This window comes from Pseudomonas sp. LBUM1648, assembly GCF_059716145.1.
The window spans coordinates 579384-592041 of sequence record NZ_CP166808.1 but is presented as its reverse complement, the minus strand read 5'-3'; the positions used below and the strand labels follow the sequence as shown (position 1 = coordinate 592041).

The following is a 12658-nucleotide window of genomic DNA, read 5'->3' as shown; positions in this document are numbered from 1 at the left end:
CGAGCAAAAAAAACCGCTAACCACATGTCAAAATCAGATAAGTTTTTTCATTGACCGCCTGGATTCATCCAGAATAAACGTGCGCTTTTCTTTATCACCATCGATACAAAGCCTGTGCTCCGAACCGAATTCATCAATCACTGCAAACTCGAATGCGCTTTCATTGGCCGGCGCCACTTGCAGATCAGCGGAAATATACTGCACAAGTGTCAACTGCCCAGGCACTTTATTAATAGGTACAGTTATGTAGCCGAGAGGGCTGCGAAAGGTTGTTTTCAGCCCATAAATCGGCGCCATATACCCATAAAAATTTCTGCGACCATCCCGTGTGCCAGGGATATTTCCGGACACATACACCTGCACCGAATTTTCCGAATCATAAGGGTCAAGTTTTACTTCACTGCTGTACCAGTCGAGGAGGTGAATCTGCCGGCCCTCTGCGTGTAGACCAATATGATAATGCTGGACCCAGTCATACGTGGCTCTCTGCTGTTTCTCATCGTACTTGCTCAACGAGAAACTGCTCAGCGGATACTCTCTCGGTGGAATCGCTTCTAGCGTAACACTGCTGTCAAAGCCAACTCCGTTACTTCGCAATACCTCCTCGGCCATGATGATTTCGGCAGCCACTTCCATGACTCCAGGCCTGGAGGCGGAAACCCAAAACTCAAAAACCTGCAACGGATCAGCATCGTCACTTATCCGATTCTCCTTAACACGCGATATTTCTGTAACCCGCGGCGCCCCACCCGACATTTCGTGGGCATACCGATTTTCATGCACCGATACACCCCAGTCTCCTTCCAGAGGCCGAGCGCCGTTATAGGCAATCAACCGCAGTGACTGCAAGGCGGGATGTCCATACAGTGACGCGCCGTCTCCACTGTTATCGACTCCGTGCAAAAGCACCAACACGCGCACTTGCATTCTACCGTTGGCGTAAAGAACCTTATGTTGACCAGACCTTGCAGAGTCGAGTTTAACCTCGATACGGGACACACTAAGCTGCTCATCAAACATAAAATAACCCCTGACCAATTAATAATTCTCGCCCCTCCCAGGGCACGTCGAAGTATTGACGCACGACTAAAAAAACAATAAAAGCCGGGACATTCGACAAATTATTAAGAGGCAAAGCCGAGGAAATACTTGAACATCAAAACCGACAACCTACACAAATCATCAAACAATCAAAAACTGCTGAATTCATGTTACAAAACGCAAAACCGCTCGCTTCGGGCCTTTGATTCCGGCATCACATGATGCTCCTCCCCTCCTGATCGCCATGGAGCGGAAAGCAGAAGGGGAGCCGCCGCGTTATTTATACTTATCAATTTATGATAGACAAACAAGAAACCCGTTACGTCCATCAACATTCAGTCACTGTCTGAACCTGTGGAGAAACCGCTTTCCGAGGATTCACTCTCGTACTCTACGTCTGAAACTGGCTCCTCCATTTGAATTTCTATTTTCCGATCCATGCTGGAATACTCCAGATACTCGGTAATCCGCTGCCTCGACGCGTTACTCAAGGGATTATTCACCAGACCAACGAACAGATCCTGTGTATCCGGGATATCGAACAACTCATCCCCCACATCTTTAATATCATTGTTCTGTAACGCCAACACCTGTAGCTCTTTCAGCATATCTATTCCTGAAGGAACGCTGGACAGATTGGCGTCATAGAGCATCAATTCCGTTAAATCCGGCATGAAGCCTACATGCGGAGAAACTGTCAGAGGATTGTGTGCCAGGTTCAACAATGTAAGGGTTTCCATTCTTGACAGCCCTTCAGCCGTTATCTCAGAAAGTCTGAGCGAGCACTTATCCAGCGTGAGTTGACGCAACTCGCGCATTTGAAAGACCCCTAACGGGAACTCCTCCATTTTTAAACCGGTCACCATCAAATATTGAACATTGGGAAAACTGTCAAGGAACGCGCCTATCCGTGTGCCCGGTTTCTGTGCGGTTAGTATTAACTCTGTCACATACTCGAATCTGGCGGATAGCCTTGGTAACTCACCAGAAAAATCGACGTCGTAAGAAAAATGATAGTCACCGTACCCCCATCTCGACACCGACTTGCGCTGCCAGATATCTTGCAGCTTTGCGCTGAATTGTTCGCGAGCCTGGCGTCGCTCGACGGGTGTTGGCGCACTGCCCTGTCCCGACGATTCCGAACGAGATGACGGTTCATCGGCACTCCATATCGCCAATTCATTACGCAACGTCGCGAACTCTTTTTCCAAGCGAGTCATTACACCGGATGGATCACCTTTCAAACGCTCGTTGATAAACGTCGATACCTCCTCACCCGAAAGCTGCGGATAAAGATCACCTACGCGGTCAACAACGGACTTGGCCGATGTCGGGTTGTTATCGGCTCCGCCTCGCAACTGTCCCGCTTGGCTGTATTGAGCGGCGACAGGATCGACAGTAACCGGAAGCGGCACCAACCCCAGCGTTTCGCTCACGACCTGGCGCGACGGTAACGGCTGTGCACGAATCAATTGCTGGAGTGCTTGCCCTCCTCCCTCCGATATACCGAGCGCCTGACGCTGTACGGGCAGCAACAGGAACCAGACCGCCGAATACAGATCGCTCACACCTTTATACGATGAACCTTCGGGGCTGTTGATGACGTAGCCTGCGTCCTGCCGTACCAGTATGTGATGGAACGGAGTCCGAACATCGCCTATGGCGGTCAAGGCTTCCCCGTCCGCCCCGCCCTGACGAATCTCGATATGAACTTTTGGCGACCACCCTGCAAGGCGCCCGATCATATGCAACGCCAGTCGGTCACTGTCCGGGCTGGAGATCGAATCCAGATATATCCCTTCGCAAGCTCTCGCCAGACGAACATCGCGCAGAGACAGCAGCGCCTCTTCTGCCATTCGCCGTGGCATTCCCGGTTGATTGTGCATATGCAGACGATCAGCGGCGCTTGCATCGCGCCACAACGCCTGGGCCACCATTTTGGGCAGGTCAGGAAAGATCCGCCGCATCTGCAACGTGTATTCATCACAGTCGAGTTCAAACACGCGCTCATGATTTTGAAAGAGCACGGTGCGAGCCCGTTGAACACGGCGTCCCGCAGGATCGCCTTCGCGCAACTGCAGCAGAGCCTGCAAATCGGGATCGACCTGGGCGCGCACCAACGGGTCGGGATGTTGCAGTTGTGTGATGGACGTCTGGATTTTCTGATCGAGGCTGAAGCGCCTGAGGGCGTCCTGCAGCAAGGCGAGGGATCGCGAGCTAATAGGGGAATCGCTCGCCAGCATTTCATCAATGCCACTCACCGCAAGAATGCGGGTAATCGTTACTTCGGGAAAAACATCCACCGAATGCCCCATGCGGTGAAACAGTTCTGCCGTTCGTCCCCGTAGCGAACTGAATATTGCAAGGTGATCACGTGAATAGTTGCTGTGCAGCGGGAGCCAGAACCCGCTCCCGATGTCCTGCTTCAGTAGCGGGCCAGAAGGCTTCAGCTCTCTGGCCAGCGTGGCGCGAAACAGACCACTCTCGGCGTCCAGAACCACTTGCACGAAATGCTCGTCGGATACGGCCACATACTGACGGTGCTTGAACATCTGGATGCCCTGCGCATCAGCCTCGCCGAGGCTTTTGGGTGTGGGTATCCAGTAATCTTCCAGCGAGGAGGCCGCGGCAAGCATCGCAAGTTTATCGCTCGCGGAAGACATCGGGCTCGCGCTCACACTGACCGGCGGCCTCTCTGCGACCAAATCTGGCCGGTAGGAAGAGGGCAACGATTCCAGGCGTTGCAGTGGCAGTAGATGCGGCATTTCTGGAAAAGAGGACAGTGGCCGATGTGAGCCATCCGCGCTGAAATCGGGGGTTTTGTTTGGGGCAGGAGCAGGTTTGACCTTTGGCGGCTTGCCAGCCATATATTCTCATCCTTGAGTGTGAGCTGATGCTGGCCCCGCAGCACCCAAGGGCCAGCCAACGTGTTAAACAGGTGTAAAGGCAGGAACAGCGATAACATCATCGCTTGATGAAGTTACAGCTTACAGCGCTGTGTTTTACATGAGGATATATATAGCTACCACATTACATTGCGCACACGCAGAGAGACCGCGCATTCAACCTCGCTCCACGGTAAGGGTAAGCCTGGAAAAATCCGTGTGAATAGCCAGCTTATGTTCAGTGCCATATTGATCAATGGCGCGAAAATGAAAAACACCGCCCTGCCTTGAAGCTGGCGAAAGAGTCGAATACTCAGACATCGCTTGCACCACGGTCAGTTCTCCGTCCCGATCATTGACCCTTACCTTGTAATACTTTGAGTCGGATGTTATCGCATCAGCATAATGGCGATAAGCAAGAACGCTGCCGTTGTATGGCAAAGACACGGCGACCTCGCTTTTTTCGGGGCGAATCAAAATACCTTCAAGATAATTGGTTTGTTTTTCTCGGAGCTTGTTGCCTGAGACAAAGTAACCGTCATCTGCAACACCATCGGCAATCCAGTCGACCAGCCTGGTTTGCTGCCCTTGCGGATACAAGCCCAAGTAATGGTTCCAAATGCGATTCCCCGGCTCTTCATTGCCTCGCCTGACCGGGACCCATCGGAATTGCTCAATGGAGTAAGCCAGTGGCTGCTGCGCTTCCAGGGTCACGCTGCTGTCATGAACACTGGAAAGACTGCTCCCGTTGCTGCGAATCGTAATCCCGCCCAGCGTAAGGCGTGCAGCGATCTGAGTAGTTCCTGGGGTGGCCGACGAAACCCAGAAGGAACGCACCTGAGGATGAACGGCATCCTCGTCTAAGTCATCGTCGGAGGCCACCATCGGGGCGAATGACGTTTGCGCCTCAAGCGTAAATCGCCCTTGTTCAGTATTTGCGCTCCAACCATCGCGCAGGCGCTTGCCAGTACCGTAATGAATAAGCTCAATACTGTTCATTACTTCAGACGGCACGTGCACGGCATTACCATTTATATCCGCCCCGGAGACCAGCACTTGGACCTTGACCTGCATCCGGCCATTGCCGTATAGCACTTTACTTCGTGAGGTGTCGCCAGCATCAAACTTCACATTGAAACGGGTCACACTATCGAATGTTTGCGAATGATTAGACTGACCCTGTGCATCGCCCATGTTTTCACTCATGAATCAACTCCTTTGATTTCGTGATAATTCAGAAGACCAGCATCAAACCAAATGCCGAAAAAATAAATAACACGCCAATCAAATCAGCAGCAAAGCGAAAAATGTAAGAAACATGCACATATAAGTCGCTGGCGACACACAAGCCAACTTCGCACAGCGAACATACTGTGCGAATTAAATTTCAATGCTCGTCGTTATAAACAAACTTGGGCATTTCCCAATGGAAACGGATTGCCAATAAACGTAACAAGAAGCCGCCAAACAGCGTAATCAGAATCGCCTGTTCGCCCGGCACGTTCAGATACAGGCACAGCATGTAGCACCATGCGGCGGCGAACGAAACGCTCGCGTACAGTTCACGACGGAAGATCAGCGGGATGTCGTTGCAGAAGATGTCGCGAAGGATGCCGCCAAACACCCCGGTGATCACGCCACTGACAGACGCCACCAACATGCCGTGGCCCATTTCCAGGGCAGTCATGCAGCCGATCAGGGTAAACGCCACCAGACCTACGGCGTCGAGCACCAGGAACAGCGAGCGCAGATGCCGCATCCAGCGTGCGGTGAATACCGTGAACATCGCCGCGACGGAAGTCAGCACCAGGTATTCCGGGTGTTTGACCCAGGTCAGCGGGTAATGCCCGAGCAGCACGTCACGCACCGAACCGCCGCCCAGTGCCGTGACGCAGGCAATCAGCACCACCCCGAACCAGTCCATGCCGCGCCGGCCTGCGGACAGTGCGCCAGTCATGGCTTCAGCGGTAATGGCGATCAGATAGAGCATCAGCAGCATGGTGGCGATCCTGGCAGGAAGGCGCGCAGTCTAGCCATTTCGGTACGGCACCAAAAGAGGGCGAGAAAACGCGCTACAAAACCCCGCCAAGCGAAATCAGAACTTGATGAAGTGCTTACGGTAGTGCTGCAGTTCGGCGATGGACTCGCGAATGTCGTCCAGTGCCAGATGCGTGCTGCCCTTCTTGAAGCTGTCGCGTACGTCCGGTGCCCAGCGCGCGGCCAACTCTTTGAGCGTCGACACATCGAGGTTGCGGTAGTGGAAGTAGCTTTCCAGCGCCTTCATATGGGTATAGAGGAAGCGGCGATCCTGGCAGATGCTGTTGCCACAGATCGGCGACTTGCCCTTCGGCACCCACTTTTCCAGAAACGCGATGGTTTCGGCTTCGGCTTCGGCCATTGTGATGCGGCTGTCGCGCACGCGTTGGGTCAGGCCGGAGTTGCCGTGGGTGCGAGTGTTCCACTCATCCATGCGCGCAAGCACTTCGTCGCTGTGATGAATGGCGATCACCGGTCCTTCGGCCAGGGTATTGAGATCACTGTCGGTGACAATGGTGGCCATTTCGATGATGACGTCGTTATCCGGATCAAGACCGGTCATTTCCAGGTCGATCCAGATCAAGTTCTGCGGGTTTTGCATATTTCGGCTCCTAGGCAATGCTGCGCAGTTTAGCCTAGGCCGGTGGCCGGGCGTGCTAAACTCGCGGCCGTTTTACCTAATCGCTGCATTCTTCAGACGGAACACCCATGGCCAAACGCCAACTCAATCGTCGTCAAAACTGGCGCATCGAAAAGATTCAAGGCGAGCGCGCCGCACGCGCCGCCAAACGCGAGTCCTCTGCTGTCGAAGCATTGGAGGGCGGCGACCTTGGCCCTGAGCAACACGGCCTGGTGATTGCCCACTTCGGTGTGCAGGTCGAGGTCGAGGCCAAGGACGGCGAACTCGCCGGCCAAGTGTTCCGTTGCCACTTGCGCGCCAACCTGCCAGCGCTGGTGACCGGCGACCAGGTAGTCTGGCGTGCCGGCAACCAGGGTATCGGTGTGATCGTCGCGCAATTGCCGCGCACCACCGAACTGTGCCGCCCGGACAGTCGTGGTCAGCTCAAGCCAGTGGCCGCCAACGTCGACATGATCGTCATCGTCTTCGCCCCGCTGCCAGAGCCGCACGCCAACCTGATCGACCGCTACCTCGTAGCCGCCGAACACGCAGGCATCCGTCCGCTGTTGCTGCTGAACAAATTCGATCTGATCGACGAGCAGAACGCCCCGGCACTCAACGCCCTGCTGGCCGTTTACCGCACGCTGGGTTATCCGGTGCTGGAAGTCTCGGCGCACCACGGCAATGGCATGGAACAGCTGCAACAGCAGCTCGACGGACGCATCAGCGTGTTCGTTGGCCAGTCCGGTGTCGGCAAGTCGTCGCTGGTCAACAGCCTGCTGCCTGAGGTGGAAACCCGCGTCGGGCCGTTGTCCGAACTGTCCGGTCAGGGCACGCACACCACGACCACCGCACGGCTGTTCCACTTCCCGGGCGGCGGCGAACTGATCGACTCCCCGGGCATCCGCGAATTCGGCCTCGGCCACGTCAGCCGCGCCGACGTCGAAGCCGGTTTCATCGAGTTCAATGACCTGCTCGGCACCTGCCGCTTCCGCGACTGCAAGCATGATCGCGAACCGGGTTGCGCACTGCTCAAGGCCCTTGAAGATGGCCGCGTGCAGCAGCAACGAATGAACAGCTACCGCTCGATCATCGCCAGCTTGCCGGAAAACGGTTACTGACCACCCGGCAAACCAAAGACGAAAAAAAGCCCCGACGATTCGGGGCTTTTCATATCCGCCAGGCCTTACTTCGGCTCAGGCTTCTTAAACGCATAAAGATGCTGCTGCACAATCCCGCCCGGCAATTCCTTGCCAAACACGCCATAACGCACCGGCCACTCTTTCGGCGGCAGCTTGAAGGTGCCGAACAGCATGTCCACCAACGGCGTGTGAATCGCGTAGTTCTTGTAGATATAGTCCTTGTGCCGCGCGTGGTGCCAGTGGTGGTAACGCGGCAGGACGATCAGGTAATTCAGCCAGCCGCCATTGATTCGCACGTTGGCGTGAGCCAGTACGGCCTGGACACCGACCAGAATCACGTAGGCATTCAACGCCTGCGGCGCGAAGCCCAGCAGCATCAGCGGTACCAGTACGCCGGTGCGGGTCAGCAGGATTTCGATGAAGTGCACGCGCGAACCGGCGAGCCAGTCCATGTGTGTGCTGGAGTGATGCACGGCGTGAAGGCGCCAGAGAAAAGGCACCACGTGGTACAGCCGATGCAGCCAATACTGACCGAGATCCGCCACCAGCACCGCGAGCAGGAACTGCACCACCAGCGGCAGGCTTTGCACGCTGGCCTGAAAGCCCGGCGACACTGCCCAACCGGCGATGTAACTCGACGAGGCGGTGATGAAGATCAGGATGAACTGCACCAGCATGTGGCTGACGAAAAAGTAGGTCAGGTCGGTGCGCCAGTGAGGCCGCAGGATGTTTTGCTCGGGGTCTTTGGAATAGAGCTTTTCCAGCGGAATAAACACGATGGCCGACACCAGCAGCGCCAGGACAAACCAGTCCAACCCCAGCGAGTATGGGGTCTGCCCGATTTCGCTGACTTGCACATTGGTGCCACCGAGAAATACCGCCAGGCCTGAAGCGACCAGCCCGGTGATCCCCAGACGTTTGCGTTTGTTGAGCAGGATATTCAGGGTGCCGAGGCTGAACGACAGCACCAGCCCGAGCAACAGTGTGGTGCGGGCGAATTGCTCGTCGTAGACCTTGCGCAGTTCAGCGGTGGTCAGCCATTCAGGGAACAGGAAGCAGAACACCGCCAGCAGGCTCAACAGCCCGAGCGTGGCCGAGATATAGCCACTGACCCGCCCTTCACCAAACTTGAAAGGTGCGTTGCCGTGCCGCTGAAAATAGGCTTTGAGTCTTTCCATAACTGATCTTCCGTGATTGCGAAAACTGCGACTGGTCAATGCGACGCAGGCAGATACAAAAAAGCCACGGTAACCGTGGCTTTTTGTAGGTCACTGCTTCGGCGCGGTGGCCGGTGCAGTGGCCGGTGGCGCTGGCGGCGCACTTCCCGGCTGGGCCGGTTTGGGTGCCGCGTCGTCGAACAGGTTCAGGCGCTCGCGCAACTCGTGCGCAGGCACCGGTTGCTGATCTGCCGGCAGCGCGTTCGGATCGACCGGTGTTGCCGGAGCAGCACCGCTCGGTCCTTGCTCAGCCGGTTTCGCCGGATCGGCGCCCTGCGCGCCTTCGATGGCTGCCTGGGCCTTCTTGGTCAGCACCACGATGTCGATGCGACGGTTGACCGGGTTGAACGGGTTTTCCCGGTCGAACAGTGCCGACGAGGCGTAACCCACAACCCGCGCCACTTGCGCATCCGGATAGCTACCGGCAATCAATGCACGGCGGGCGGCGTTGGCACGGTTGGCCGAAAGCTCCCAGTTGCCGTAATCGCCGCTGCCGATATAAGGCTTGGCATCGGTGTGACCGCTGATGCTGATCTTGTTCGGCACCGCTTTGATGGTGTCGGCCATGGCCAGCAGGATGTCTTCGAAGTACGGCTTCAAACGTGCAGAACCCGAGTCGAACATCGGCCGGTTCTCAGCGTCCATGATCTGGATGCGCAAGCCGTTCGGCGTAATCTCGAAGAGGATCTGGTCCTTGAACTTCTGCAGTTGCGGGTTCTCGTCGACCTTGTTCTGCAATTCTTGCAGGAGCAGTTCCAGGCGTTCCTTCTCGACCATCTCGGCCATGCCTTCGACTTGCTCGGCATCGACCGTGACTTTGTCCGGTTGCGGCTGGGATTTCACTTCAGGGTTAAGAGTGTTTTCCGGCGCCAGGGTAGGCGTACCGCCCAGATCGATGATGTACGGCGTGCCGCTTTCGGAGAAGCCGACCGGGTCTTTGAAATAGCCGGCGATGGCGATCTTCTGCTCAGGCGTTGCGGTGGACAGCAGCCACAACACCAGGAAGAACGCCATCATCGCCGTGGCGAAGTCGGCGAAGGCGATTTTCCACGCCCCGCCGTGATGCCCGCCGGCTATGCGCTTGACGCGCTTGATGATAATCGGCTGATTATTTTCCATGACTTAGCGACCGCGAACGGCTTGTTCCAGCTCGGCAAAGCTTGGACGGTGGGCCGGGTACAGAACCTTGCGACCAAACTCCACCGCCAGCGATGGCGGCATGCCGGAAGCCGAAGCCACCAGCGAGGCTTTGATGGCTTCGTAGACGTTCAGCTCTTCTTTGGCATCGTGGGCCAAAGAGGTTGCCAGCGGACCGAAGAAACCATAGGCCGCGAGAATACCGAAGAAGGTACCCACCAGTGCCGCACCTACGTGCAGACCGATGGACTTCTGATCGCCTTCACCCAAGGACGCCATGGTCACCACGATACCCAGTACTGCCGCGACGATACCGAAACCCGGCATGGCGTCGGCAATACCGTTCACCGCGTGGGATGGGTGCTCAAGGTCTTCTTTAAGGCTGTACAGCTCCATGTCGAACAGGCCTTCCAGCTCGTGCGGAGCCATGTTGCCGGAGGACATGATGCGCAGGTAATCACAGATGAACGCGGTCATGCGCTCGTCTTTAAGTACCGCCGGGTACTTGGCGAAGATCGGGCTCGCGGCGGCGTCTTCGATGTCGCCTTCGATGGCCATCATGCCTTCGCGGCGGCTCTTGTTGAGGATCTCGTAGATCAGGCCGAGCACTTCCAGATAAAAAGTGTGGCTGAAACGCGAACCGAACATGCTCAGGGATTTCTTGAGCACGTGCATCGTCATGTAGCCGGGGTTGGCCTGGAGGAATGCACCCAGCGCCGCACCACCGATGATCAACACCTCGAAGGGCTGGACCAGGGCGGCAATCTTGCCGTGGGAGAGCACGTATCCGCCGAGCACGCTCGCGAATACGACGATGATGCCGATAATTTTAGCCATAGGTAGAAAGTACTTATTTAAGTCGGGTTCAAGGTCATATTCGGAAGTTAAAAAATCTCTTCTTCTACTTATCGGCAAAACTGCGCCAGACTATAGCCAGTTCAGGCGAAAAGCCAATTTAGCCCATGCCGGGCGCGTCTACAGTCAGTGAAGATCTCGTCCAGACATGGCTAATGAAACGAACGTCCCACACGCAAAACCGACCACCCTCGACGGCTGGGTCAAGCTGCTCGATAGCGTGCGCCTGCCCGTGCCGCAAGAGTCTCACGACAAGGTTTGCCGGGCGATCCGTGACAATCGCAGCTCGCTGCGAGACATCGCCGACCTGATGCAGGACAGCCCCGCCCTGGCCTTGAGCATCATCCGTGAGGCAAATCGTCACACCCACGGCACCATGGCCACACCGGCCGAAAATCTTGAAGTTGCGATCAACCGTCTGGGTCTGGCCCGCACCGAAGAACTGCTGGCGCGCCTGCCTGCTCAACCGCAGATGCAAATCCCCAAGGCCTTGCGCCAACTGCAAATGATCAGCCAGCACGCCACGCAACAGGCCAACGGTTTTTTTGCCAGTCGCCTGGCGCGGCTGTGGCAGGACATTCATTGGGGCAGCCTGCTGTTTCTGTCGCCGCTGTGGCCGCTGGCACTGACCTATCCACAATTGCTTGAAGAGTGGGAACTGCGGGTTATCCACAAGGGCGAATCGGCGCGCACCGTCGAGCAGCAATTGTTTGGCGTGCGCCTGCTTAAAATCGCCGAGGCGCTGGTGCAAGCCTGGCACCTGCCGATCTGGGTGCAGCAGGGCTATAAGTTGCTGCTCAGCGAGCAACGCGAATTGGTCAAAGTGTTGCGCATTGCCCGTGACAGCGAACATCCGTTGCGTCAGCAAAATCGTCTCGATGACGACCCAACACTGCGGCGCTGGCTCAATCAACCCGCCAATACCGTACTGCTGGCCAACGGTCTGGCGCTGTCGGCGCAACAGGCATGGGACAGTCCGCACAGTGAGCGCTGGCAGTATCTGACCAGCCTTTATCTACAGATTTCGATGGACGAGGTGCAACAACAGTTGCACCAGCAAGCCGCCAACAGTGCGCGCCAGCATGCGATGCGTGACTTGTGGCACCCGGCGGTTTCGCTGCTGTGGCCGTGGGGCACCCTTCGCCTGCCGGCCGGGATGTTGCCTGCTGCCGCACCGAATGCCGAAGATCTGACTCAATGGCGCCGGCAGTGCGCCGAATTGCTGGCCGAGCCGAGCCGTTTCACCAATGCCATGAGCCTGACCGTCGCCGCCCGCGACGCGCTGGTCGCCAGTGGCATGCGCCGGGTGATGATTCTGATGGCCGATCGCACGCAATCCAATCTGCGTGTGAATCAAATTTTCGGCCTGCCCAAAGAAGCCTCTGCGCTGAACTTTGTTGTCAGCCAGAGCAAAGTTCTGCAACGGCTGCTCGCACAACAAGCTCAGGTGCGGATCAACCCGGAGAACAACACGCAATTCTCCGCGCTGCTGCCGCCGAGCCTGCGCACGCTGTTCCGTGGCGAGCATCTGTTCCTGCGATCACTGGTCAACAATGGCCGGGTGATCATGATCGTTGTGGCTGATCAGGGCGGCGGGCCATTCGCCGACATCACCGTGCAAGCCTTCGGTAAAACCGCGCAGTGCATCGAAAAAGCCCTGCACAGCTTTAGCAGCCGTGGCCGATGAGGCTGCGCTACAATCCCCCCCTTTGTGCTCTGGAGACT

Annotated in this window: 10 protein-coding genes; 2 read left to right on the top strand and 8 right to left on the bottom strand. The window is 56.5% G+C overall.

Annotation, left to right across the window (positions count from 1 at the left end; translation table 11 throughout):
- Positions 1-33: 33 nt before the first annotated feature.
- From ACA043_RS02600 to orn, 5 genes are all read right to left on the bottom strand, one after another.
- Entirely contained in the window at positions 34-1020 is a 987-nt protein-coding gene (locus ACA043_RS02600) for a hypothetical protein (RefSeq protein WP_497658566.1), read from the bottom strand.
- A gap of 356 nt (positions 1021-1376) precedes the next feature.
- Entirely contained in the window at positions 1377-3908 is a 2532-nt protein-coding gene (locus tag ACA043_RS02595) for a leucine-rich repeat domain-containing protein (RefSeq protein ID WP_497658565.1), read from the bottom strand.
- Positions 3909-4103: 195 nt separating this feature from the next.
- On the bottom strand, positions 4104-5132 hold the full coding sequence (locus ACA043_RS02590; protein ID WP_497658564.1) for a hypothetical protein: 1029 nt from the start codon (positions 5130-5132) through the stop codon (positions 4104-4106).
- 181 nt (positions 5133-5313) lie between these two features.
- Positions 5314-5925, bottom strand: coding sequence for a trimeric intracellular cation channel family protein (locus tag ACA043_RS02585; protein ID WP_137217697.1), 612 nt, complete (start codon positions 5923-5925; stop codon positions 5314-5316).
- Between the two features lie 96 nt (positions 5926-6021).
- Complete coding sequence (gene orn, locus ACA043_RS02580) at positions 6022-6564, bottom strand: oligoribonuclease (protein ID WP_187677884.1); 543 nt, start codon at positions 6562-6564, stop codon at positions 6022-6024.
- 107 nt (positions 6565-6671) lie between these two features.
- Here orn and rsgA point away from each other — a divergent pair, with 107 nt between their 5' ends.
- Entirely contained in the window at positions 6672-7703 is a 1032-nt protein-coding gene (gene rsgA, locus ACA043_RS02575) for a small ribosomal subunit biogenesis GTPase RsgA (protein ID WP_187677885.1), read from the top strand.
- Positions 7704-7768: 65 nt separating this feature from the next.
- On the opposite strand, the gene ACA043_RS02570 is transcribed toward rsgA, so the two are convergent.
- The 3 genes from ACA043_RS02570 to motA all read right to left on the bottom strand — a co-directional run bounded on the left by ACA043_RS02570 (position 7769) and on the right by motA (position 10915).
- A complete protein-coding gene (locus tag ACA043_RS02570; RefSeq protein ID WP_187677893.1) occupies positions 7769-8902 on the bottom strand; it encodes a sterol desaturase family protein in 1134 nt (377 codons plus the stop codon).
- A gap of 90 nt (positions 8903-8992) precedes the next feature.
- Positions 8993-10060: a flagellar motor protein MotB gene (gene motB, locus ACA043_RS02565; protein ID WP_497658563.1), complete on the bottom strand. Its 1068-nt coding sequence runs from the start codon at positions 10058-10060 to the stop codon at positions 8993-8995.
- A gap of 3 nt (positions 10061-10063) precedes the next feature.
- Complete coding sequence (motA, locus tag ACA043_RS02560; RefSeq protein WP_497616209.1) at positions 10064-10915, bottom strand: flagellar motor stator protein MotA; 852 nt, start codon at positions 10913-10915, stop codon at positions 10064-10066.
- Between the two features lie 166 nt (positions 10916-11081).
- Between motA and ACA043_RS02555 the strand changes: the two genes are divergently transcribed.
- Entirely contained in the window at positions 11082-12620 is a 1539-nt protein-coding gene (locus tag ACA043_RS02555) for an HDOD domain-containing protein (protein ID WP_497658562.1), read from the top strand.
- Positions 12621-12658 lie beyond the last annotated feature (38 nt).

Excerpts from the sequence above, each read along its gene's own strand:
- ACA043_RS02600 (WP_497658566.1), bottom strand. The coding sequence starts at position 1,020 with ATGTTTGATGAGCAGCTTAGTGTGTCCCGTATCGAGGTTAAACTCGAC.
- ACA043_RS02595 (WP_497658565.1), bottom strand. The coding sequence starts at position 3,908 with ATGGCTGGCAAGCCGCCAAAGGTCAAACCTGCTCCTGCCCCAAACAAA.
- ACA043_RS02590 (WP_497658564.1), bottom strand. The coding sequence starts at position 5,132 with ATGAGTGAAAACATGGGCGATGCACAGGGTCAGTCTAATCATTCGCAA.
- ACA043_RS02585 (WP_137217697.1), bottom strand. The coding sequence starts at position 5,925 with ATGCTGCTGATGCTCTATCTGATCGCCATTACCGCTGAAGCCATGACT.
- orn (WP_187677884.1), bottom strand. The coding sequence starts at position 6,564 with ATGCAAAACCCGCAGAACTTGATCTGGATCGACCTGGAAATGACCGGT.
- rsgA (WP_187677885.1), top strand. The coding sequence starts at position 6,672 with ATGGCCAAACGCCAACTCAATCGTCGTCAAAACTGGCGCATCGAAAAG.
- ACA043_RS02570 (WP_187677893.1), bottom strand. The coding sequence starts at position 8,902 with ATGGAAAGACTCAAAGCCTATTTTCAGCGGCACGGCAACGCACCTTTC.
- motB (WP_497658563.1), bottom strand. The coding sequence starts at position 10,060 with ATGGAAAATAATCAGCCGATTATCATCAAGCGCGTCAAGCGCATAGCC.
- motA (WP_497616209.1), bottom strand. The coding sequence starts at position 10,915 with ATGGCTAAAATTATCGGCATCATCGTCGTATTCGCGAGCGTGCTCGGC.
- ACA043_RS02555 (WP_497658562.1), top strand. The coding sequence starts at position 11,082 with ATGGCTAATGAAACGAACGTCCCACACGCAAAACCGACCACCCTCGAC.